Source organism: Streptomyces ferrugineus, assembly GCF_015160855.1.
Classification (GTDB): domain Bacteria; phylum Actinomycetota; class Actinomycetes; order Streptomycetales; family Streptomycetaceae; genus Streptomyces; species Streptomyces ferrugineus.
Window position 1 is genome coordinate 3,081,265 of the sequence record NZ_CP063373.1, and the last position, 22,490, is coordinate 3,103,754.

Annotated in this window: 21 protein-coding genes and 1 tRNA gene; 12 read left to right on the plus strand and 10 right to left on the minus strand. The window is 72.4% G+C overall.

The genetic code is table 11. The features are described 5' to 3' along the window. Positions 1–28: 28 nt before the first annotated feature. Positions 29–925: a DMT family transporter gene (locus tag IM697_RS14085; protein WP_194048028.1), complete on the minus strand. Its 897-nt coding sequence runs from the start codon at positions 923–925 to the stop codon at positions 29–31. A gap of 303 nt (positions 926–1,228) precedes the next feature. Between IM697_RS14085 and IM697_RS14090 the strand changes: the two genes are divergently transcribed. The 6 genes from IM697_RS14090 (at position 1,229) to IM697_RS14115 (ending at position 5,953) form a co-directional block, all read left to right on the plus strand. Further along, on the plus strand, positions 1,229–2,179 hold the full coding sequence (locus IM697_RS14090; RefSeq protein WP_194048029.1) for a hypothetical protein: 951 nt from the start codon (positions 1,229–1,231) through the stop codon (positions 2,177–2,179). Between the two features lie 37 nt (positions 2,180–2,216). After that, on the plus strand, positions 2,217–3,764 hold the full coding sequence (locus IM697_RS14095; RefSeq protein ID WP_194048030.1) for an APC family permease: 1,548 nt from the start codon (positions 2,217–2,219) through the stop codon (positions 3,762–3,764). Positions 3,765–3,866: 102 nt separating this feature from the next. Further along, complete coding sequence (locus IM697_RS14100; protein ID WP_194048031.1) at positions 3,867–4,616, plus strand: molybdopterin-dependent oxidoreductase; 750 nt, start codon at positions 3,867–3,869, stop codon at positions 4,614–4,616. A 2-nt stretch (positions 4,617–4,618) separates the two neighbouring features. After that, entirely contained in the window at positions 4,619–5,242 is a 624-nt protein-coding gene (locus IM697_RS14105; protein WP_194048032.1) for a cytochrome b/b6 domain-containing protein, read from the plus strand. Between the two features lie 58 nt (positions 5,243–5,300). Next, complete coding sequence (locus tag IM697_RS14110) at positions 5,301–5,615, plus strand: hypothetical protein (RefSeq protein ID WP_194048033.1); 315 nt, start codon at positions 5,301–5,303, stop codon at positions 5,613–5,615. Positions 5,616–5,668: 53 nt separating this feature from the next. Continuing rightward, complete coding sequence (locus IM697_RS14115) at positions 5,669–5,953, plus strand: hypothetical protein (protein ID WP_194048034.1); 285 nt, start codon at positions 5,669–5,671, stop codon at positions 5,951–5,953. A gap of 494 nt (positions 5,954–6,447) precedes the next feature. Here IM697_RS14115 and IM697_RS14120 read toward each other — a convergent pair whose 3' ends face one another. The 4 genes from IM697_RS14120 to IM697_RS14135 are packed head-to-tail and all read right to left on the minus strand — an operon-like array spanning position 6,448 to position 10,237. Then, positions 6,448–7,473 (minus strand): L-idonate 5-dehydrogenase, encoded by a 1,026-nt coding sequence (locus tag IM697_RS14120; protein ID WP_194048035.1) that lies wholly within the window; start codon positions 7,471–7,473, stop codon positions 6,448–6,450. Between the two features lie 14 nt (positions 7,474–7,487). Beyond that, complete coding sequence (locus IM697_RS14125; protein ID WP_194048036.1) at positions 7,488–8,249, minus strand: SDR family oxidoreductase; 762 nt, start codon at positions 8,247–8,249, stop codon at positions 7,488–7,490. 27 nt (positions 8,250–8,276) lie between these two features. After that, complete coding sequence (locus IM697_RS14130) at positions 8,277–9,674, minus strand: GntP family permease (RefSeq protein ID WP_194048037.1); 1,398 nt, start codon at positions 9,672–9,674, stop codon at positions 8,277–8,279. 44 nt (positions 9,675–9,718) lie between these two features. Next, on the minus strand, positions 9,719–10,237 hold the full coding sequence (locus tag IM697_RS14135) for a gluconokinase (RefSeq protein WP_194048038.1): 519 nt from the start codon (positions 10,235–10,237) through the stop codon (positions 9,719–9,721). 138 nt (positions 10,238–10,375) lie between these two features. Between IM697_RS14135 and IM697_RS14140 the strand changes: the two genes are divergently transcribed. Further along, complete coding sequence (locus IM697_RS14140) at positions 10,376–11,077, plus strand: FadR/GntR family transcriptional regulator (RefSeq protein ID WP_194048039.1); 702 nt, start codon at positions 10,376–10,378, stop codon at positions 11,075–11,077. An 8-nt stretch (positions 11,078–11,085) separates the two neighbouring features. On the opposite strand, the gene IM697_RS14145 is transcribed toward IM697_RS14140, so the two are convergent. The 3 genes from IM697_RS14145 to IM697_RS14155 form a co-directional block, all read right to left on the minus strand. Next, complete coding sequence (locus IM697_RS14145) at positions 11,086–11,460, minus strand: YchJ family protein (RefSeq protein ID WP_194048040.1); 375 nt, start codon at positions 11,458–11,460, stop codon at positions 11,086–11,088. Positions 11,461–11,473: 13 nt separating this feature from the next. Then, a complete protein-coding gene (locus IM697_RS14150) occupies positions 11,474–12,817 on the minus strand; it encodes a M1 family metallopeptidase (RefSeq protein ID WP_194048041.1) in 1,344 nt (447 codons plus the stop codon). A 77-nt stretch (positions 12,818–12,894) separates the two neighbouring features. After that, entirely contained in the window at positions 12,895–16,749 is a 3,855-nt protein-coding gene (locus IM697_RS14155) for a Pls/PosA family non-ribosomal peptide synthetase (RefSeq protein WP_194048042.1), read from the minus strand. A gap of 348 nt (positions 16,750–17,097) precedes the next feature. Between IM697_RS14155 and IM697_RS14160 the strand changes: the two genes are divergently transcribed. Then, positions 17,098–18,363, plus strand: a complete 1,266-nt coding sequence (locus IM697_RS14160) for a hypothetical protein (RefSeq protein WP_194048043.1) — start codon at positions 17,098–17,100, stop codon at positions 18,361–18,363. 13 nt (positions 18,364–18,376) lie between these two features. On the opposite strand, the gene IM697_RS14165 is transcribed toward IM697_RS14160, so the two are convergent. Beyond that, positions 18,377–18,464, minus strand: a tRNA-Leu gene (locus tag IM697_RS14165). 187 nt (positions 18,465–18,651) lie between these two features. On the opposite strand from IM697_RS14165, the gene IM697_RS14170 reads away from it, so the two are divergent. The 3 genes from IM697_RS14170 to IM697_RS45690 all read left to right on the plus strand — a co-directional run bounded on the left by IM697_RS14170 (position 18,652) and on the right by IM697_RS45690 (position 21,335). Continuing rightward, positions 18,652–19,977, plus strand: a complete 1,326-nt coding sequence (locus IM697_RS14170) for a M20/M25/M40 family metallo-hydrolase (RefSeq protein WP_194048044.1) — start codon at positions 18,652–18,654, stop codon at positions 19,975–19,977. Between the two features lie 157 nt (positions 19,978–20,134). Next, positions 20,135–20,368 carry a chaplin ChpH gene (gene chpH, locus IM697_RS14175; RefSeq protein ID WP_194048045.1) on the plus strand — a complete coding sequence of 78 codons (234 nt, stop codon included), beginning with the start codon at positions 20,135–20,137 and terminating at the stop codon, positions 20,366–20,368. A 148-nt stretch (positions 20,369–20,516) separates the two neighbouring features. Further along, a complete protein-coding gene (locus IM697_RS45690; protein ID WP_228044662.1) occupies positions 20,517–21,335 on the plus strand; it encodes a chaplin in 819 nt (272 codons plus the stop codon). An 84-nt stretch (positions 21,336–21,419) separates the two neighbouring features. On the opposite strand, the gene IM697_RS14185 is transcribed toward IM697_RS45690, so the two are convergent. Beyond that, positions 21,420–21,608 carry a DUF5703 family protein gene (locus IM697_RS14185; protein WP_005485166.1) on the minus strand — a complete coding sequence of 63 codons (189 nt, stop codon included), beginning with the start codon at positions 21,606–21,608 and terminating at the stop codon, positions 21,420–21,422. Positions 21,609–21,655: 47 nt separating this feature from the next. On the opposite strand from IM697_RS14185, the gene IM697_RS14190 reads away from it, so the two are divergent. Continuing rightward, positions 21,656–22,399 carry a hypothetical protein gene (locus IM697_RS14190; RefSeq protein ID WP_194048046.1) on the plus strand — a complete coding sequence of 248 codons (744 nt, stop codon included), beginning with the start codon at positions 21,656–21,658 and terminating at the stop codon, positions 22,397–22,399. The last annotated feature ends 91 nt before the right edge of the window (positions 22,400–22,490 follow it).

Here is a 22,490-nt window from a genome sequence, read left to right on the forward strand (position 1 = left end):
CATCCAAGCAGGGCGGCCCGGGTCCAGGTCAGGGCGTCTGGAGGGCGGGCGCAGGCCGCCGCGGCTGGGTCGCGCCGCACGGCATCGCCGAGTGCGTGCCGAGCATGATGATGCCCACCACGATGCCGGTGAGGCCGGCCGCCTCCCAGGCCAGGGCGCCCGCGTCGGTGCGCAGCCGGTCGCCGAGGAAGCCGACGCCGCAAAGGATGCCGGCCAGCGGCTGGGCGGCGGTCAGGGCGGGCAGGGACATGCGCAGGGACGCCGTCTCGAAGGCGCTCTGGACCAGGATCAGCCCGGTGAGACCGAGCGCCACCACGGCATACGGCTGCCAGCCGGTCAGGACCTCCATGATGCCGCCCTCGGCGAACCGCTGCCCGGTCACCCGCGTCAGGGCGTCCTGCACGCCGTAGAGGAGGCCGGCGGCGGTCGCCAGCAGCGCCGGACCCGAGCTGAGCCGGGAGCGCTTGGCGTATGCCGTGAGCAGCAGGGCCACTCCGATCATGACGCCGATGATCAGCCAGTGCCGGAGCGGGTCGTCGGTCGCCGTTCCCCCGCGTGGCTGGCCGGCGACGATGAACGCCGTCACACCGCCCGCGAGCAGTGCGAGGCCGATCCAGCCCTGGCGGCCCAGCGGCTGCTTGGTCTGGCGTCGGGAGAGCATCAGCGCGAACAGCAGGTTCGTCGCGAGCAGGGGTTCCACCAGGGAGATCTCGCCCTGGCCCAGCGCCATCGCACCCAGCGCCATACCGACCACCATCAGGCCGATGCCGCCGAGCCAGCGCGGCACCTTCATCAGGTCGAGCAGGATCCGCGGCGAGAGGAAGTCGCTCAGCGGCGCCTTCTGGGCCGCGTTCTGCTGGAGGACGAAGCCGAAGCCCAGACAGCACGCAGCGGTCACGGCGAGTATCAGAATCTGGAGCGACACGCTGCGTACCTCGAATCCTGCCGGGCGGACGGGATGCGTAAGGGCCGACTGTAGCGGCCCCGAGCCCGGCGTGCGCGTCCTGCAATCCTGCGGGGCGCAGGACGAGGATGCCATGACGTACGCCACACAGTCCGAATAAATCCGGCATTGCGGACAGCCCGTATGTCACAACTGCCCCATCGGTAACGGGACTTGACGCGTGTAACGACTCGACGGCCCTTGACGCGAACCCTTGGCTGAGGGTTTGCTGCGAGTGATCGTTCGATGACTGTCCACAATGTGCTCACAACAGGACCCAAAACGGTGTCCCCACCTCCGCCACCCCTCGGCCGTGGTCGCAAGCGCGCCGCCCACGCCTTCGACGAGGCCCTCGACGACGCCGAGCTCGCCGCCGCCCGCGCCGCTCTGGCCCAGGGCCGCTGGCAGACCGCCCGCTCGCTGCTCGCCCGCACCGGCGACGACTGGGACCGCCGGGGGCACCGCGTCACCGTCCTCGCCCAGGAGCCGCACTGCGCCCCCTGGACCCGTGACTGGCTGCTCGCCGAGCCCGACTCCGCCGACGCCGCCGTCCTGCTCGCCCTCGCCCAGGTCCGGCGGGCCTTACGCGGCAAGGAGAAACCGGTCCGCGCCCGCGAGTCCTGCCACGCCGCCGCCGAGCTCGCACCCGCCGACCCCACCCCCTGGCTCGGCCTGCTCATGCTGGAGTGCGCCCTGGGCGCCGAACCCGAGGTGCGCCGCCTGTTCGCCGAGGTCCGCGCCCGCTACCCCGACCACCACCACGCCCACCATCTGATGGCCGCCCGGCTCGCCGAGCACCGGTCCGGCACCGGTGTCGACCCGCTGCACGAGGTGTACGACTTCGCCAACGCGGCCGCCGAGCGGGCCCCCGCCGACTCCCCGCTGGCCATCCTCCCGGTCGTCGCCCACGCCGAGCGCTACCGCGTCCTCGCGGCGGCGGGCCACGAACCCCGGGACGCCACCGCCTCCGGGCACTGGACCGGCCGCCGGGCCCGGCAGGTGATGCGGGCCGCCTTCGACTGGTGGCTGGAGTGGGAGCAGGAGGGCCATCCGCGCCGCCTGATCGACCTGAACTTCCTCGCCCACGCCAAGGTCTGCGAAGGCCGCGGCGCCGAGGCCGCCGCCCTGTTCCACCGCATCGGCGAACACGCCACCCCGTCCCCGTGGTCGTACCCGGACCGCGACCCGTACCCCGCCTTCCGCGCCGCACGCGACACCGCGCTCGGCACGGCGTAACGCCCCCCAACCGCAGTCGACCCAAGGACGGTCCCCGATGACCACGGGCAGTTCCAGCACCAGCAGAGCCACCGCGGACGGCGGCGGCATCAGTACGTTCAAGGGGCAGGACCGCGCCCTGCGCGCCGACCGGCTGGGCACCACGGGCCTGCTGCTGTCCGTGCTCGCCGCCACCGCGCCCCTCATGGTCGTCGCGGGTGTCATGCCCACGACCTTCGGGGTGATGGGCATCCTCGGCCAGCCGCTGCTCTTCGTGATCCTCGGCCTGGTCCTCGCCCTCTTCAGCGTCGGGTACGCCGAGATGAGCCGGCACGTGCACAACGCCGGCGCCTTCTACGCCTACATCTCCCGCGGCCTCGGCGGCACGGCCGGCGCCGGCGCCGCGATGGTCGCGCTCGTCGCCTACAACTCCCTCCAGGTCGGCATCTACGGCATCTTCGGCTTCGAGGTCTCCGGACTGTTCGCCACCTACCTGGAGATGGACGTCGCCTGGTGGATACCGGCCATGCTCGCCGCCCTCGTGGTCGGCGCGCTCGGCTGGCTGAAGATCGACCTCAACGCGCGTGTGCTCGGGGTGCTGCTGCTCATCGAGGTGATCCTCGTCGTCATCTTCGACGTGGCCGCCCTCGGCAGCCCCGGCCCGGAGGGCCTGTCCCTGCACGCCTTCAACCCGGACACGCTCACCGGCGCCGGCTTCGGCACCGCGCTGTGCTTCTCCGTCGCCGCGTTCCTCGGCTTCGAGCAGGCCCCCGTCTACGCCGAGGAGACCAGCCGCCCGCACGTCCTGGTGCCCCGGGTGATGTTCCTGGCCATCGGCGGCATCGCGGTGTTCTACACGATCACCTGCTGGGCGTACACCGTCGCCGCCGGGCCGTCGGCCATCGTCGGCACCGCCGAGAAGCAGAGCGCGGGCCTGCTGTTCTTCCTCACCACCGACCTGCTCGGCGAGACCTTCACCGACGTCCTGCACGTGCTGTTCGTGACCGGCATGTTCGCGGCGATGCTCAGCTTCCACAACGTCGTCGCGCGCTACGCCTTCGCCATGGGCCGCGAGGGACTGCTGCCGTCCGCCTTCGGCCGCACCAGCGGCGCCAGCGGCGCCCCCGGCACCGGATCGCTGCTGCAGACCGTGGTCGCCCTCGTCGTCGTCGCCGCCTTCGCGCTCGCCGACGACAAGCCGACCGGCGACCCGACCGCACCGGTCCTGCACCTGTTCACCTGGATGGGCAGCCTCGGCGCGCTGGGCGTCGCCGCGCTGATGGCCGCCGCGTCGATCTCGGTCATCGCCTTCTTCGTCCGCCGCGGGGCCGCGGCCACCCAGTTCTGGCGGCTGGCCGCCTCCGGGCTCTCGGTCGTCGCGCTGGTCTTCATCGTCGTCTACACCGTCAAGGACTTCGACGTGCTGATCGGCGCGGGCCCCGACTCGTCCCTGAGCTGGGCGCTGCCCGCCGTCATCGCCCTCGCCCTGGTCGTCGGCCTGGTCCAGGGCCTGCTGCTGCGCTCCCGCGCCCCCGAGCGGCACGCCCGCATCGGGCTCGGCAACGAGGCGTTCCAGCTGGAGAAGGCGGCGGCGGATCAGTCGTAGCGCGGGACCGCTCATGAGAGCCGCGCAAGAAGTGATTACGGAACCCTGACGAGCACCCGCGATCCCTGGTCCGCCCGGGGTCGCGGGTGTTCGAATGAGCGGGTGAACCCCGAAGAACCCGAGAACGAGGGCGAAGGTCGCGGCGAGGAGAAGGGCAAGCCGATCGGCCGCCGTGTCCTGCTCGGCACCCTCGGCCTGGGCGCCCTCGGCGTGGTCACCGCGCCCACCCTGCAACGCGGACTGGAGTCGTTCCTCGCGAGCGCCTCCGACAAGGACCCCACCGGCCTGACCGAGCTGCTGCCCAACGGTGGCGGCTTCCGCTACTACTCGGTGGTCTCCTCCGTCCCCCGCAAGAACGCCGCCACCTACCGCCTCAAGATCGACGGCCTGGTGGACAGCCCCAGGACCTACACGCTGGCCGACCTGCGCGCCCTGCCGCAGACCCGGATCGTGCGCGACGTCCAGTGCGTCACCGGGTGGCGGGTGCCCAGCACGCCGTTCGAGGGGGTCCGCCTGTCCGAACTGCTCGACGCCGCGGGGGTGCGCGAGGGCGCCGGCGCGGTGCGCTTCACCTGCTTCGACGGCGCGTACAGCGAGAGCCTCACCCTCGACCAGGCCCGCCGCGCGGACGTCCTGGTCGCCCTGCGGATGCAGGACAAGGACCTGGGCCACTCCCACGGCGGCCCGGTCCGCCTCTATGTGGCCCCCATGTACTTCTACAAGTCGGCCAAGTGGCTCTCCGGCATCACCGTCACCGAGGACGTGCAGCCGGGCTACTGGGAGGAGCGGGGCTACGACGTCGACGCCTGGGTCGGCCGCTCCAACGGACGCGACGACAAGCCCACGAGTTGACGATGAGCCTACGAGTCGACACCCCCGGCCCGACCACCGGCGTCCGCCGCTTCGGCCCGACCACCCGCTGGGTGCACCGCACGACGGCCACGCTGATGGGCGTGTGCGTGGTGACGGCGGCCTGTCTCTACGTCCCGCAGCTCGCCGAACTCGTCGGCCGCCGCGAGTTGGTCGTCCGCGTCCACGAATGGGCCGGACTGGCCCTGCCCGTGCCCGTCCTGGCCGGCCTGGCCTCCCGGCTGTTCCGCGCCGACCTCGGCTTCCTCAACCGCTTCGGCCCGCACGACCGCGTCTGGCTGCGTGCCGCCCTGCACCGCGACAAGCGGCGCTCATCCCGACCCGCGGGCAAGTTCAACGCCGGGCAGAAGATCTACGCGGCCTGGATCGCCGGCGCCACGCTGGTGATGCTCGGCACCGGCCTCATCATGTGGTTCACCCATCTCACGCCTCTCCAGTGGCGCACCAGCGCGACCTTCGTCCACGACTGGCTGGCCCTCACCATCGGCATCGTCCTCGCCGGCCACATCGGCATGGCCCTGGGCGATCCGGAGGCCCGCCGGGGCATGCGCACCGGGATGGTCAGCCGTGAGTGGGCCGAGCGGGAGCATCGGTTGTGGCGACACTGACACGGCGAGGGTGACGGGTTCCGGCTGCGGTGGCGATTCCGCGGCGCCGGGGGTCCCCGTGCTCGGGTCAGGGACCACGTCGGCGGCCGCGACCGTGAAGGCGCCGGGCAGCCGCACCTCGGTGCCGGCGTACCGTACGGCGACGTCGGCGGGGCCCGGCTCCAGTGCCGGTACGGCCACGGACAGCACCACCGTGCCGCCCGGCTCCGGCCGCAGCACGGGCACCCCGGGCACCTGCAGCCCACCGATGCTCACGGCCGCGCCCCGCAGCAGCTCGGCAGGGTCGAAGTGGACGTCCGTCAGCTCGATCCCGATCACCTCACCGGGCTCGGCCGCACCGTCGCCGCCCGTGTCCACCCCGGCGATCCGGTAGCCGCACGCCGGGGCACCGCTCGTCGAGGGCTTCAGCCGCACGGTGGCGCCGGGATGCCGCCGGTGGAAGTCGAGCAGCCCGCCCAGCACGTCGTACGCGGCACGCCCCTTGCAGGAGCCGGCCCGGTCCGCCGCCGCGGCATGCTCTCGGGCCGCCTCCTCCCAGCCGCCGCCCTCGCCCTGTACGGCCAGACAGGCGGTGGCCAGGCCGCGCAGCAGCGCCCAGTCGCCGTCGGCCGGCGTCCGGGGGATGACGTTCAGCGCGCTCCGGCACTCGGCGGGGTCGCGCAGCAGGTCGTACACGCTCGCCGGGTCGGGGGTGCTGTCGGCGTCCGGTGAGTCGGGGCCGGGCGGGAGCCACTCGGGGACTTCGAGGAGCTTGTGGGTCACGGAGGGGCTGGGGGAGGGGCTCGCGGGCGCGCTCGTCGTGCCGCGGCCCTCGGCGGCGCTCGGCGTGCCCGTGAGGGCGGGTGCGCCGATGTGCCCGTCGGGCTGTGGCCGTACCGGAGGGGCGACGCCGCTCGGCAGGCCGGAGGGGAGGCCGGGGGGACCGGTTGTGGGGCCGGCGGTCACGGTGGTGTCGCCGCGGCCCCTGCCGTCCGCCGGACCACCCCCGTCACCGGTGAAGGCCACGGTGGCCACCGCCACCGCCCCTACGACGAACAGCCCCGAGATACGCATCCCGAGGGAAACCGCCATGACGCCCCCCGTTGTTCGTGCCCCCGGGCTGTGACAGCCTCCGGGGTCACCTCATCATCGGGCCGAACACGTCCCTGGGGAAGCCGCTCCGGGTGATCGCCGATGCGAGTTGCGACACTCGGCACGGCGGACGTTCAGCCTCCGAAGTCCAGCAGCACCTTGCACGACCGGCTCCGGTCGGCCGCCAGCGCGAACGCCGACTCGGCCTCCCGCACCGGCAGCACCGCGCTGACCAGCCCGTCGAACGACGGCTCGGCGGCGAGCAGTTCCAGCGCCGCGTCGAACTCGGCGTCGAAGCGGAACGCCCCGCGCAGCTCGATCTCCCGGCTCACCACGAGGTTGCCCGCGAACGGACTGTGCCCCGGCGGCAGCATCCCGAGCTGCACCACGACGCCGCCGCGCCGCACCAGCCGCAGACAGCTGTCAAGGCCGGCCGCCACCCCCGACGCCTCGATCGCCACGTCCACCTCCGAGGGCCACCCGGCGTCGTCCGGATGATCCGCCCGTACGACGGTGTCGGCGCCGGCGATCCGCGCGTACCCGAGGGCCGTCGGCAGCAGGTCCGTCACCGTCACCCGCGCGGCTCCCGCGGCCCGCACCGCCGCGACGACCAGACAGCCGATGGGCCCGGCACCGGTGACCAGGACGTGCCTGCCCGCCACCGCCCCGGCCCGGCGCACCGCGTGCAGTGCCACGGACAGCGGCTCGGCGAGCGCCGCCCGCCGCAGGCCGAGGCCGTCCGGGAGCGGCCGCAACTGCCTGGCCGGCACCGCCACTCGGGCCGCGAACCCGCCCTGCACGTGTGGAAACCGCGCCGCACTGCCGAGATAGCGGGTGTCCCGGCACACATGGCGCCGCCCGTCCGCGCACTCCGGGCAGCCGTCGCAGGGGGTGGCGGGGTGCACGGCGACGGCCGTACCGGCGAGGGGACCCGAGGCCCCGTCGCCGTACGCCACGACCGTCCCGACGACCTCGTGCCCGAGCAGCATCGGCTCCCGCAGCCGGAAGTCGCCGACCCCGCCGTGCCGCCAGTAGTGCAGATCGGAGCCGCAGACCCCGCCGTAGCGCACGGCCACCAGCGCCTGTCCGGGGCCGGGCTGCGGCGCCGGCAGTTCCTCGACCCGCAGGTCGCCCTGACCGTGGATCACACAACCGAGCATGTCCGAGGCCTCCTTCACAGCACGCTGGTCATGCCGCCGTCGACATACAGCACCTGTCCGCCGACGAAGTCCGCGGCCGGCGAGGCGAGGAACAGCAGCCCGCCCACCAGGTCCTCGGTACGGCCCCAGCGGCCGGCCGGGGTGCGGCGGCGCACCCACGCGCTGAACTCCTCGTCCCGGACCAGGGGCTCGGTCAGCTCGGTCTCGATGTAGCCGGGGCCGAGGCCGTTGACCTGGACGCCGTACGGGCCCCAGTCGGCGCACATGCCCTTGGTGAGCATCTTCAGCGCGCCCTTGGTGGCGGCGTAGGGCGCGATGCCCGGGCGGACCACCTCGCTCTGCAGCGAGCAGATGTTGACGATCTTCCCGTGGCCGCGTTCCGTCATCCGCCGGGCGGCCTCCCGGCCGACCAGGAACGCGCTGGTGAGGTTGGTGTCCAGGATGCGGTGCCAGTCCGCGTCGGCGAACTCCAGCAGGGGTGCGCGCAGTTGCATCCCCGCGTTGTTGACCAGGATGTCGAGCGGGCCCACCCGCTCCTCGACGTCCGCGATCCCGGCGGCCACCGAGTGGCCGTCGGTGACGTCGAACACGGCCGTGTGGACGTCGCCGGGCAGTTCCCCGGCGGCCTTGGCGAGGCGTTCGCGGTCGCGCCCGTTGAGGACCACCGTGCAGCCGGCCTCGGCCAGGCCGCGGGCGAGCGCCAGGCCGATGCCCCGGCTGGAGCCGGTGACCAGGGCGGTGCGGCCGCCGATGTCGAAGAGGGGGTGAGCCGTCATCGTCGTATCCCTGAAGGTGTCGTAGCGCTAAATGATCAGCGAGAGCAGCAGGACCACACCACCGGCGACCACCGAGATGATCGTCTCCATGACGGACCAGGTCTTGATGGTCTGGCCGACGCTCAGGCCGAAGTACTCCTTCACCATCCAGAACCCCGCGTCGTTGACATGGCTGAAGAACAGCGAGCCGGCGCCGATGGCCAGGACGAGCAGGGCCGCGTGGGTCGTCGACATGTCGGCCGCGAGCGGGGCGACCAGACCGGCCGCGGAGACCGTGGCCACCGTCGCCGAACCCGTCGCCAGCCGGATCGCCACCGCGATCAGCCAGGCCAGCAGCAGCGCCGGGATCGACCAGTCCTCGGAGATGTCGAGGACCATCTGGCCCACGCCCGTGTCGATCAGCGTCTGCTTGAAGCCGCCGCCCGCGCCGACGATCAGCAGGATGCCCGCGATGGGCGCGAGGCTCTTCTCGACCAGCGGCGAGATGCGCCGCTTGCCGAACCCGGCGGGCCTGAGCAGGGTGAAGATGCCGACGAGGACGGAGGCGAGCAGGGCGATCAGCGGGGAGCCGACGACGTCGAAGACCCGCTGGACGGTGTTCTCGGGGTCGTCGATCACGATGTCGACCAGCGCCTTGGAGAGCATCAGGGCGACGGGCAGGAGGATGGTGGCCAGCGTCGCGCCGAAGCCGGGACGCCTGTCCAGGTCCTCGGACGCGCGCTGTGGGATCATGCGTTCGGGAGCCGGGACGTCCACCCAGCGGGCCGCGTACCGGGAGAACACCGGGCCGGCGATGATCACGGTCGGTATGGCGACTAGGACGCCGAGCGCCAGCGTGACCCCGAGGTTGGCGTCCACCGCGTCGATCGCGACGAGCGGGCCGGGGTGCGGCGGAACCAGGCCGTGCATCACGGACAGGCCGGCGAGGGCGGGTATGCCGATGCGCATCAGCGAGTAGTTGCCGCGCTTGGCGACCATCAGCACGACCGGGATCAGCAGCACGACGCCGACCTCGAAGAACAGCGGCAGGCCGATCACCGAGGCGATCAGCACCATCGCCCACGGCATCGAACGGCCGCCGGCCCTGGCGAGGATGGTGTCGACGATCTGGTCGGCGCCGCCGGAGTCGGCGAGCATCTTGCCGAGGATCGCGCCGAGCGCGATCAGCACGCCCACACCGGCGACCGTGGAGCCGAGCCCGGTGGTGAAGCTGGTGATGACCTTGTCGAGCGGCGCCCCGGCGATGGCGCCGAGCGCCAGCGAGCCGAGGGTCAGCGACAAAAAGGCGTGGAGCTTGAACTGGGTGATGAGCAGCACGATGACGGCGATGCCCGCCAGGACGGCGATGCCCAGTTGGGCGTGGCCGGCCGAGGTGATGGGCTCGACGGTGTCCGCTGCCAGCATCTCGACGCTGAGTCTGGTCACGGGGTTCCCTTGCAGGTACGGGGAGGACGGGGAGAGGGGTGGGGTCAAGCGGTCGGCTCGGGGAGCGTCGTCAGGGCCGACATGGCCCGTTCGGCGATCTCCTCGGGGCTGCCCGACACGTCCACGACGACTCCGGCCTCGTCCGCCTGGAGCGGCTGGAGCGTGGCGAACTGGGAGTCGAGCAGCGCGGTCGGCATGAAATGCCCCTGCCGGTGCGACATCCGGTCCTCGATGACCGCGCGGTCCCCCGCGAGGTGCACGAACACCAGGCCCGGCGCGGCGGCCCGCAGCCGGTCACGGTACGACCGCTTCAGCGCCGAGCAGCTGACCACCCCGCCCAGCCCGGCCCGTCCGTGCGCCCAGGTGCCGATGGCGTCCAGCCAGGGCCACCTGTCGTCGTCGTCGAGCGGGGTGCCGGCCGACATCTTGGCGATGTTGGCCGGCGGGTGGAAGTCGTCGCCCTCGGCGTAGGGGACGCCGAGCCGGGCCGCGAGCAGGGGACCGATGGTGGTCTTTCCGGTGCCCGCTACGCCCATGACCACGACGACATGGGGGGTACTCATCGCTGCCTCACTGTCTGCTGTCTGTCGTCGACACGTGATGTCGACGACACTGAAACCCATTAGGTACGACGAATTCAAGAGTCCGTGACTTATAAGTCTGACTTTTTGAGATCGTGATCCACCGCGTACGCTGAGTACATGACCACTCCGGGCCGGGGTCTGCACGGCCATGTACTGGAAACCCTCGGCCCCGCGATCACCGCCGGCGAGTACCCGCCCGGCAGCGTGCTGCGCACCGACGAACTGGCGCAGCGCTTCGACGTGTCCCGCTCGGTGATGCGCGAGGCGGTCCGCGTCCTGGAGTCCATGCACCTGGTGGAGTCCCGTCGCCGGGTGGGCGTGACGGTCCGTCCGAAGGCCGAGTGGAACGTCTACGACCCCCAGGTCATCCGCTGGCGCCTGGCCGGCGCCGACCGTCCCGGGCAGCTGCGCTCGCTCACGGTCCTGCGCTCGGCGATCGAACCGGTGGCCGCCGGCCTGGCGGCGAAGCACGCCACCGCCGACCAGTGCGCCGAACTCACCGAGTGCGCCCTGGGGATGGTCGCCCACTCACGCGGCCACCAGCTGGAGGGCTACCTCGTCCACGACATCGCCTTCCACCGCGTCATCCTCAACGCCTCCGGCAACGAGATGTTCGCGCGCCTGGGCGACGTGGTCGCCGAGGTCCTCGCGGGCCGCACCCACCACGAGGTCATGTTCGAGGACCCCGACCCGGCGGCGGTCACCCTGCACGTCCAGGTCGCCGAGGCGGTCCGCGCCGGCGACGCGGTACGGGCGGAGCACCTGACCCGCGAGATCACGGTCGGGGCGCTTCAGGAACTGGACATCCTGGCGCCGTAGCTCCCCCGCTAGCTCAGAAACTCCCCGTCGACATACACCCAGGCCCCGTCGACCCGCTCGAACCGGCTCCGCTCATGCAGCGACCCGCCCCGGAAGGACGCCCGGAACGTCACCGTCCCCGTGGCGTGGAACGCCGAACCGTCCGTCGTCCCCAGGATCTCCAGCCCGGTCCACCGCATCCCCGGATCGAGCTCCAGCCGCGCCGGCCGCGTCCGCGGATGCCAGGTACGCAGCAGATACCCCACCTCGCCCATCACGAACGCGCTGTACCGCGACCGCATCAACGCCTCGGCGGTGGGCGCGGCGCAGGCACCGGCGTGATAGCGCCCGCAGCACCCGTCGTACGACTCGGGCAGCCCGCACGGGCAGGAACGCGTCGTCATGGCGGCCATTGTGCTAGCCCGCCGCCCGCGTCCGCGCCCCCGGCAGCGGTGGCAGTGCCGTGCCGTGTACCCACGCCTGGAGCAGCTCGTCCACCGGCTCGGTGGCGAAGCGGGCCACGTGTGCGGCGAAGGCGGCCGTCGTCACCGACCCGCCCCGGTGCAGCTGGGCCCAGCCGCGCAGCATGCGGAAGAAGGCGATGTCGCCCAGCGCGCAGCGCACCGCGTGCAGGACGAGGCCGCCGCGTTCGTAGAGCCGGTCGTCGAACATCGACTTGCGGCCCGGATCCCCCAGCCGCAGATCCTGCGGCTGCGACGCCAGCAACCGGTGTGCGGCGGCGGCGAGTTGCTGTGCGGTACGGCCGCCCGAGCGCTCCGACCACAGCCACTCCGCGTACTTCGCGAACCCCTCGTTCAGCCAGATGTGCCGCCAGTCCGCGATCGACACGCTGTTGCCGAACCACTGGTGCGCCAGCTCGTGCGCCACCAGCCGCTCCGAACCCCGCGCCCCGTCCACGTGGTTGGCGCCGAACAGCGACAGCCCCTGTGCCTCGACGGGCACATCGAGCTCCTCCTCGGTCACCACGACCGCGTACTCGTCGAACGGGTACGGCCCGAACAGCTCCTGGAAGACCTCCATCATCTGCGGCTGGCGCGCGAAGTCCCGGGAGAACTCCGGCAGCAGATGTGCCGGGATGTGCCCGTGCTGCGGCACCCCGCCCAGGCCCGGGTCGCCCAGCAGCACCGCCTGGTACTTGCCGATCGACAGGCCGACCAGATAGCTGGACGTCGGCGCCGACTGCTCGTACACCCAGGTCGTCGTCGACGCCTTGGTCGTCCGGGTCAGCAGGCGCCCGCCCGCCACCACCGCGTACGCCGACGGGGTGGTGACCGAGATCTGGTACGACGCCTTGTCGGCCGGCCGGTCGTTGCACGGGTACCACGACGGCGCCCCGATCGGCTGGCTCGCCACCAGCGCCCCGTCCTCCAGTTCCTCCCAACCGAGCCCGCCCCAGGGGCTGTTCACCGGCTTGGGGTTGCCCGACCAGTGCACCTCCACCGTGAAGGCCGCCCCGGCGCGGACCGGCTTGGCCGGGCGGACGCGCAGCCTGCCGCCGCGGTGCGTGTAGTGCGGCTGCCGGCCGTCGACCCGGACCCGCCCGATCCGGAAGCCCGCCAGGTTCAGCACGAACTCGGTCAGCGGCGCCCGCCCCGCGATGGCGTTGATGCGGGCCGTCCCCGACAGCCGGTTCGGGCCCGGGCGGTAGTCCAGCGCCAGCTCGTACCGGTGCACCCGGTACCGGGGGTCGCCGTGCTCCGGGAAGTACGGGTCCGCGCCCGCCGCCTGCTGAACTGCCACCGCTGTCTGTGCTCCCTGCGCCTTACCGCTGCCACTGAAGTGCCGGCCCACCGCCTCCGGCCCCGAGTGGGCCGCGCTCAGGGACGCCATGCCTCGATCGGATTGCCGAGCCAACGGGTGTCGTCGGGGACCGACTCCGCCGCCATGACGAGCGACGCGGGACCCAGCGTCGTACGGGCCCCGATCGCGCTGCCGGGCAGGACGATCCCGCCAGGACCCAGCGTCGCGCCCTCACGGAGGACCACAGTATCCGTCCGCAAGATCCGGTCGTGGAAGAGGTGCGTCTGGAGCACACAGCCCCGGTTCACCGTGGCCGCGTCCTGAAGGGTCACCAGATCCGTCTCCGGCAGCCAGTAGCTCTCGACCCACACACCCTTGCCGATGCGCGCGCCGAGCCCTCGAAGCCACGCCGTCATCACCGGCGTACCCGGCACCGAACCGGCCAACCACGGCACCGCGAGCACCTCGACGAAGGTGTCGGCCAGCTCGTTGCGCCACACGAAGGAGGACCACAGCGGATGCTCACCGCTGTGATGCCGCCCCACCAGCAGCCACTTCGCCACGATCGACACCAGCCCGGCGGCGGCACCCGCCGCGAGCAGCACAAGACCCGACAGCAGCGGCGCCCAGACCCCCAGCGCACACAGCGCGGCGATCGTCAGTACCGCGAGCCCCGCCGAGCAGAACACCGGCACGATCCGGCACAGCTCCACCAGACCGCGCGCCCACAGCAGCCGGGCCGGCGGCTCGTACGTCCGGCTCTGGTCGCCGTCGGCCGCGGCGCGCGGCAGCTTCACCGGCGGCAGCCCCAGGTACGAGGTGCCCTTCTTGGCCTTCTTCGGCGTCGCCGACAGCACCCCGACCAGCCCGCCGTCCGGCACCGAACGCCCCGGCGCGGTCATCCCCGAGTTCCCGAGGAAGGCCCGCCGCCCGATCTGAGCCCGCCCGATCCGCATCCAGCCACCGCCGAGCTCGTACGGCGCGGTCAGCGTGTCGTCGGCCAGGAACGCGCCCTCGCCGACCGTGGTCAGGCTCGGCAGCGCCAGCACCGTCGACACCTCGGCGCCGCGCCCGACGCGCATCCCGAGCAGCCGCAGCCACACCGGCGTGACCAGCCCGGCGTACAGCGGGAACAGGGTGTCGCGCGAGCGGTCCATCAGCTGGGTGACGGTCCAGGCCTGCCAGCCGACCCGGCTGTGCGTGGGATGGGTGCCCTCCCGCAGGCCCAGGCTCAGCAGCCGTACGGCGATCAGGATCAGCAGCGCGTACGCCGCCCCGAAGGTGAGCGTCGCCGGCACGAGGGCCAGCGCGGCGCCCGTCAGTGGCGCGTCCGGCGTGAAGAACACCAGGGCCACGAGGAACGCGGCGGCGCCCGCCAGCACCGGCAGCGCACTCAGCGCGAAGCCCGTCAGGCCGTACATCACCCGCCAGTACGTGCCCCGCCGCGGCCGCTCCTTGGGCCAGTTGCGCTTGGCCTTGCCCAGCTTCACGGCGGGCGCGCCCGCCCACCGCTGACCGGTGGGAACCTGCCCGGTGACCGCCGAACCCGGCGCCACCTCGGCCCGCTTGCCCACCCGGGCACCCGGGAAGAGCATGCTGCGCGTGCCGACGACGGCATGCGCGCCCACCTTCACGGTGCCGATCTCGAGCCGGTCCCCGTCCAGCCAGTACCCGGACAGATCGACCTCGGACTCGACCGCCGCCCCGCGCCCCAGCTTGAGCAGCCCGGTGACCGGCGGCAACGAGTGCAGGTCGGCCTCGGGCCCGACCTTGGCGCCCAGCGCCCGCGCGTACCGCTCCAGCCAGGCCCCGGTCAGCGAGGTCGCCCCGGTGAACTCGGCCAGCCGCTCGGCGGTCCACAGCCGCAGATGGACGCCGCCACCGCGCGGGTAGCGGCCGGGCTTCACGCCCCCGAGCAGCAGCCGCGCACCCCCGGCGGCCAGCGCGAGCCGCCCCGGCGGGCTGAACAGCACCACGGCCCCGACCGCGAGCAGCCACCAGGGCGCCGTCGGCAGCCACCCGTAGGCGGGCAGCAGATTCCCGAGCGCGGCCAGCACGACCGTCCAGCGCAGACCGAGCAGCGTGAACAGCGGAGCGAGAAGCAGCAGCTGGACAAGCTGCGCCCGCCGGGGCACCGGCGTGACGACACGCTCCGCCCCGTCGTCCTGCGCGGACTCCTCAAGCCGCCGGGCCAGCTTGCGCAGCACCGGCTGCTGATAGATGTCCAGCACGGCCGCGCTCGGATACCGGGTCCGCAGCCGCGTCGTCAGCTGCGCCGCGGCGAGGCTGCCGCCGCCGATCGCGAAGAAGTCGTCGCTGGCTCCCGTGACCGGGATGCCCAGCACCTCGGTCCACTGCTCGGCGAGCCAGGCCTCGGTGCCGTACAACTGCTCGGCACGCCCACCCGTCTCGACGCCCTCCAGGGGCCAGGGCAGGGCCGCGCGGTCCACCTTGCCGCTCGTACGGGTCGGCAGATCGTCGACCGGCGCCAGCAGCGGCACCAGCGCGGCGGGCAGCTCCGCCCGCAGCTTCTCCACCGCCACCGCCTGGTCCCAGCCGTCCTGGGTGACGACGTACCCGACGAGGAGCTGGTTGCCGCTGCGAGCGGTCCGCACCGCGGCGGCCGCACCGGCCACGCCGGGCAGCGCCTGCAACGCGGCATCCACCTCACCGAGCTCGATCCGCCGCCCGCCGAGCTTGATCTGCTCGTCGGCCCGCCCGAGGAAGACAAGACCCTCCGGCTCCGCCTTGACGAGGTCACCACTGCGGTACGCCCGCTCCCAGCCCAGCGACTGGAGCGGCGCGTACTTCTCCGCGTCCTTCTCGGCGTCGAGATACCGGGCGAGACCCACCCCGCCGATCACCAACTGCCCGCTCGCCCCCATCGGCACCGGCTCCCCGGCCTCGTCGACGACGGCCAGCTCCCAGCCGTTCAGCGGCAGCCCGATCCGGATCGGCTCCTCGCCGCTCATCAGCGACGCACACGCCACGACGGTCGCCTCGGTCGGCCCGTACGTGTTCCAGACCTCGCGCCCCTCGGTCACCAGCCGCTGCGCCAGCTCGGGCGGGCAGGCCTCACCGCCGAAGATCAGCAGCCGTACGTCATTGAGGGTCTCCGGCTCCCAGAGCGCGGCCAGCGTGGGCACGGTCGACACGACCGTGATCTCCTGCTCGACCAGCCACGGCCCGAGATCGGCGCCGCTCCTGACCTGCGAGCGCGGCACCGGCACCAGACAGGCGCCGTACCGCCAGGCCAGCCACATCTCCTCGCAGGACGCGTCGAACGCCACCGAAAGACCCGCCATCACCCGGTCCCCGGGCCCGATCGGCTCCTCGGTGAGGAACAGCGCGGCCTCGGCGTCCACGAACGCGGCGGCGCTGCGGTGCGAGACGGCGACGCCCTTCGGCCTGCCCGTCGACCCGGAGGTGAAGATGATCCAGGCGTCGTGCTCGACGCCCGGGCGCGCGGCGGCGACGTCACCGCGCGAGTACACGGTCAGCTCGTGCCCGGCCCCGACGACGGCCCGTACGTCCGCCTCCCCGAACACCAGCTCGGCCCGCTCGTCCGGGTCCTCGGCGTCCACGGGGACATAGGCGGCACCGGCCGCGAGCACGGCCAGGATCGCGATGTACAGGTCATTGGTGCCGGACGGCACCCGCACGCCGACCCGGTCGCCGCGCCCGACCCCGGCCGCGGCGAGCGCCCGCCGCAGCCGCTCCACCTCGACGGCCAGCGCCCGGTAGGTCAGGCTGCTCGTGCCGTCGTCCAGCGCCGGCTCGTCCGGGTAGGACCGCACCGACGCGTCGAAGATGTCGACCAGCGTGCGGGGGGAGGCCGCCGGACCTCCGGAGAAACGTGCCCTGTCGCCGAACTTCTCGCGGATCTCTTCGTCGAGCAGGCCGAGAGCATCGCTCTCGTGGATCGCTGCCATCCGGTCCTCGCGTCTCGATCCCGGATGCCTCCGGGGCGCTGGCGGGCCCGCAGGTCTGCCTGGGGTTGTCCGGCTCCAGCTCCGTAACAAGCCGGAAATTTTAGTACGACGCTAGGTTCGGGGCCGTGGTTCGGCCACTTGGGACGGCTGTCCAGGGCTTGTGGAGCCCGGCAGACGGGCGCTGACCTGGTGATCTTCTCTGGACGAGACTTACCCCACACAGTGTGTGACGGGGCGGTGGACACAGCGTCCGGATGGCCCATTCCGAGGTGCCGGAGCCCCTGGGTTCGGCGGGAATGGACTCGAACCGCGGGTGGCCGCGGGCGGTGTTCCGATGCCGGAGGACGGATGCCGAACCCACTACAGGGCGGTCGTACGGGCAGGGTCCTGCGCCGTACCGCGTCGGCGGTTCTGATCGTCCTCGCCTGCGTCCTGGTCCCGGTCACCGTGATCACGGTGTGGGTGCACGACATCGCCCTCGACACCGACCGCTACGTCAGGACCATGGAGCCGCTCGCCTCCGACCCCGCCATCGAGGACGCCGTGCACGACCGGCTCGTCGACGCGGTGGACGTGCGCGTCAACGGCGAGCAGGTGACCGCCGACATCGCGGCCTGGCTCCAGTCGCAGGGCCTGCCGCCCCGCGCCGCCGCGGCGGTCAAGGCGCTCGCCCCCCAGCTGGACGCGGCCGCGCACGCCGCCGCGGACCGGGTGGCGACCCGCTTCGTCGAGAGCGACCGCTTCGAGCAGCTGTGGACCACGGCCAACCGCACCGCCCACTCGGCCGTGGTGCACGCCCTGACCGGCAAGGGACGCGGGGCGATCGACGTCGAGGAGGGCACGGTGACCCTCGACGTCGGAACCGCCGTGGAGGGGGTCCGACAGGATCTGGTGGACGCCGGTCTGCGGCCGGCGTCCAGGATCCCGGACGTCGAGAAGCGGGTGGTCCTGTTCAAGTCCGACGAACTCGACCAGTTCCAGGACGCGGCGCACGCGCTGGACCTGGCGGGCTACTGGATGCCGGTGATCACCGTGCTGCTCGGCGCGGCGGGCGTCGCGCTGGCCCACCGACGCCGCCGCGCACTGGCGAAGGCGGCCCTGGGCGCGGCCCTCGGCTGTCTGATCGTCGCCATCGGGCTGGTCGTCGCCCGCCGCTACTACCTCGACCACCTGCCGCGGACCGTCCTGTCCGAGCCGGCGGCGGCCGCGGTCTTCGACACCCTGCTGCGCTTCCTGCGGGTCACACTGCGCACCGTGATCGTGCTCGGCGTGGTCGTCGCCCTCGGCGCCTACCTCGTCGGCCCCGGGCGCCTGCCGCGCGCCGTGCGCGGCCGGGCCGAGCGGGGCGCCGACGCCACCGCCCGGTGGGCCGGCTCCCGCGGCATCACCACCGGACCGGCCGGGACGTGGACGGCGGCCCACCGGGGCGCGCTCACGGCCGGCGTCCTGCTGCTGATCACCGTGCTGTTCGCACTGTGGAACAACCCCACGCCCGCGACGGTCCTGGTGCTGGTGATCATCCTGCTGGCGGCACTGGCGGTGATCGCCCTGCTCGCGGCCGACGGCCGCAGCAGGCCCCCGGCGACCCCGGAAAAGCAAGAAACCCCTGGTTGACAGGGGTTTCAGCTGGTGTCCGAGGGGGGACTTGAACCCCCACGCCCGATAAAGGGCACTAGCACCTCAAGCTAGCGCGTCTGCCATTCCGCCACCCGGACAAGGTGTCTGTCGTGCGGGGTTTCCCCGCGGCGACAGAGAAAACATTACCAGGCTTTCGAGGGGCCCCGATCACCCCCCGTCGCGACGTGAACGGCGTGTGACGGCTCGTGGCCGCTCTTGGGCCGGACCGTGGTCGGGGGGAGGATGAGGGGGCACACCAGCATCGACCGCGCGGAGGGAAGCAGCGTGAGCGAGACGGACACGGCCAGGGGCGTCACCGGCGAGGACGAGGTCGTGGACCTCTGCCGCGAGCTGATCCAGATCGACACCAGCAACTACGGAGACCACTCGGGTCCCGGCGAGCGGGCGGCGGCCGAGTACGTCGCCGAGAAGCTCGCCGAGGTGGGCCTCGAACCGCGGATCTTCGAGTCGCACCCCGGGCGCGCCTCCACGGTGGCCCGCATCGAGGGCGAGGACCCCTCCAGGCCGGCGCTGCTCATCCACGGCCACACCGACGTCGTACCGGCCAACGCCGACGACTGGACCCACCACCCCTTCTCCGGCGAGGTCGCGGACGGGTGCGTGTGGGGGCGCGGGGCCGTCGACATGAAGGACATGGACGCGATGACCCTGGCGGTCGTACGCGACCGGCTGCGCAGCGGCCGCAGGCCCCCGCGCGACATCGTGCTCGCGTTCCTCGCCGACGAGGAGGCCGGCGGCAAGTTCGGCGCCCGGTTCCTCGTCGACAAGCACCCCGAACTCTTCGAGGGCGTCACCGAGGCGATCAGCGAGGTGGGCGGGTTCTCGTTCACCGTGAGCGAGCAGCGGCGGCTCTATCTGATCCAGACGGCCGAGAAGGGCATGCACTGGATGAAGCTGACCGTGGCCGGTACGGCGGGCCACGGGTCGATGATCCACCGGGACAACGCGATCACCGAGCTGTCGGAGGCGGTCGCGCGGCTCGGCCGGCACAGGTTCCCGGTACGGGTCACCAAGACCACCCGGGCCTTCCTCGACGAACTCGGCGACGCCCTCGGCACCGAGCTGGACCCGGAGAACATGGAGGGCACCCTCGCCAGGCTCGGCGGCATCGCCAAGCTGATCGGCGCGACCCTCAGCAACACGGCCAACCCCACCCAGCTCGGCGCCGGCTACAAGGTCAACGTCATCCCGGGCGAGGCCACCGCCCATGTCGACGGCCGGTTCCTGCCCGGGTTCGAGGAGGAGTTCCTCGCCGACCTCGACAAGATCCTCGGGCCCAAGGTCAGGCGCGAGGACGTGCACGCCGACAAGGCCGTCGAGACCAGCTTCGACGGGGCGCTGGTGGACGCCATGCAGTCCGCGCTGGTCGCCGAGGACCCGGCCGCGAAGGCCGTCCCCTACATGCTCTCCGGCGGCACGGACGCCAAGTCCTTCGACGACCTGGGCATCCGGGGATTCGGCTTCGCCCCGCTGAAGCTGCCGCCGGAGCTGGACTTCGCCGGAATGTTCCACGGCGTCGACGAGCGGGTACCGGTGGACGGGCTGCGATTCGGCGTGCGGGTGCTCGACCGTTTCATCGACGCGTCCTGAACCGGCCTACTCAAACGACCCTCCTGTAATCGTCCAGTTGTACTGGGCGTGGCTGGGGAGGGTGAACGCGCTCATAGGGTCGTAGCCCTATTAGTTCCTCCTCGTTACAGGTGATGCGATCAGCTACTTGTGATCGCATTGCCAACAAGGAGGAACAATGATCAAGAAGGTCGTCGCTGCTGCGGCTGCCACCGGTGGGCTGGTTCTCGCGGGCGCGGGCCTGGCCGTTGCCGACTCCGGTGCCCAGGGTGCCGCGGTGCACTCCCCGGGCATCCTGTCCGGCAACGTCGTTCAGGCGCCGATTCACGTCCCCGTGAACGTCTGCGGCAACACGGTCTCCGTGGTCGGTCTGCTGAACCCCGCCTTCGGCAACACCTGCATCAACAAGTGACGTTGTGCCTCGCCCCATGACCAAGGGGCTGAGCCCGTCGGCCCCGGAGCGCGTGCCATGCGCTCCGGGGCCGACCGGCCTTTTCGGAACGTCGGTCGAATATCCGACGTCGTCCTTTCGGAACAAGGTCGAAGGCAGGTAATCAGCAATGCGACAGGTCACCCGCAAGGGCCTGATGACCGTGGCGGCCGCGACCGGAGTCATCGCCGCCGCGGGCGGCACGGCCCACGCGACCGGCGCGGGAGCGGACGGCTCCAGTTCGAACTCGCCCGGCGTGCTGTCGGGCAACACGGTGCAGGCGCCGGTACACGTGCCGGTCAACGTCTGCGGCAACACCGTCAACGTCGTCGGGGTGCTCAACCCGGCGATCGGCAACAGCTGCACCAATCAGGGCGGCGGCTCCCACGGCGGGGGCGGCGCGTCGTCCGACGGTCACGCCAGTGACTCGCCCGGCATCGGCTCCGGCAACCACGTCGAGGCGCCGGTGCATGTGCCGGTCAACGTCTGCGGCAACAGCGTCGACGTCATCGGCATCGGCAACCGCAGCACGGGCAACGACTGCGCCAACGGCGGCGACGGCGGGGGCCACACCCCGCCGGGCGGCGGCCAGGAGACCCCGCCGGGGGAGCCGGGCAACCCCGGGAACCCCGGCAGCCCGGGGGAGCCGGGCCATCCCGGTACCCCTGAGAACCCCGGCAACCCTGGAAACCCCGGCAGCCCGGAGAACCCCGTCGAGCCCGCCAACCCCGGATCCCCGAGCACGCCGCCCGGCATGGGCGGCGTGACACCGGGCGGCGGCGCCTCGCACGCGAACCACCCGGGCACCCACTTCGTCACCCAGCCCGAGGGCGAGGCACAGCTCGCCCGGACCGGCAGTGACCTGCCGATGGGCCTCGTGCTGCCGGTCGGCGCGGGGGCGCTGCTGGCGGGTGCCGTGCTGTACCGCAAGGCACGGCCCTCGCAGTAGACGCGGGCGCGGCTTCCGGTACGGAACGGAGTGGGCCCCGCCGCGGCGGGGCCCACTCCGCATCTTCCTGTCCGTCGCCTCAGCTCACCACGTGGCCCGCACCTGGCGGATGATCCTGCGGCGCAGCCGCACCCTGCGGCTGCCGTCGCGCAGCAGGCTCAGGCGGTCCAATTCCCAGTGTCCGTACTCGGCATGGTCCGTCAGCAGGCGTGTGGCGTCCTTGCGGGAGACCCCGCGCGGTACGTACACGTCGACAAATTCGTATTCCGGCATCGCATCTATTGTGCGGGCTGGGGCCCGGTACGGATAGCGTCTGCACTATGTCTGATGCTGTGCAGCCCACCGCTGCCGAGGTACGCGCCGCCGCCGAGGCGGTCAAGACCGCGCTCGACCGCCATCTGGCCGCGGTCGAAGGCCGGTCGGGTGAGGACGACCCGGCCGTCTACGAGGCGTTCAACGAGCTGGCCGCGGCCGCCGAGGCCTACGACGAGCTGCTCTACGACCGTTACGACGAGGTCACCCCCTTCGAGATCCCCGGTGCGGAGGACGCGCTGCCGCCGTACACGGGCCCCGAGGAACCGAACGCGCTGAGCGTGCTGATCCGCCGCGACTACGCGGTGGCGGAGCCGCAGCGGCTGCTGGCGCAGGCCCAGCGGGTCGAGGCGGCGGACTACGACGACGGCGCGGACGCGAACGCCTCCGGCACGGTGCACGGGGCGCTCGGCCTCCTGTTCGGCGAGTTCGAGCCGGACGAGATCGCCTCCCGGCACAAGGAGTTCGGCCTGGAGGAGGGCGACTCCACGCTCTGGGTGACCGCGGCGGACGACCAGGCCGACCCCGGTGAATGGCTGGAGGCGCCCTTCGAGGGGGTCGACCCGCAGCGGGTGGTGTGCCGCTTCGACGTCAGCACGGTGTTCGACGACGAGCTGGACGACGAGGACATCGAGGACATCGAGGAAATCGAGGACGTCGAAGGGGACGCGGACGACGACGCCGACGACCTCGAGGACGAGCTCGGCACAGACCTGGACGACGATCTCGAACCGCTGGACGCGGATCGCTGACGCGCGGCGCGGCCGGTTCGACGACGGCGGCGGTCACGGTGAGTGCCGTGACCGCCGCCGTCGTCGTGTGCGGGCGCGGTGCGGTGCGGCC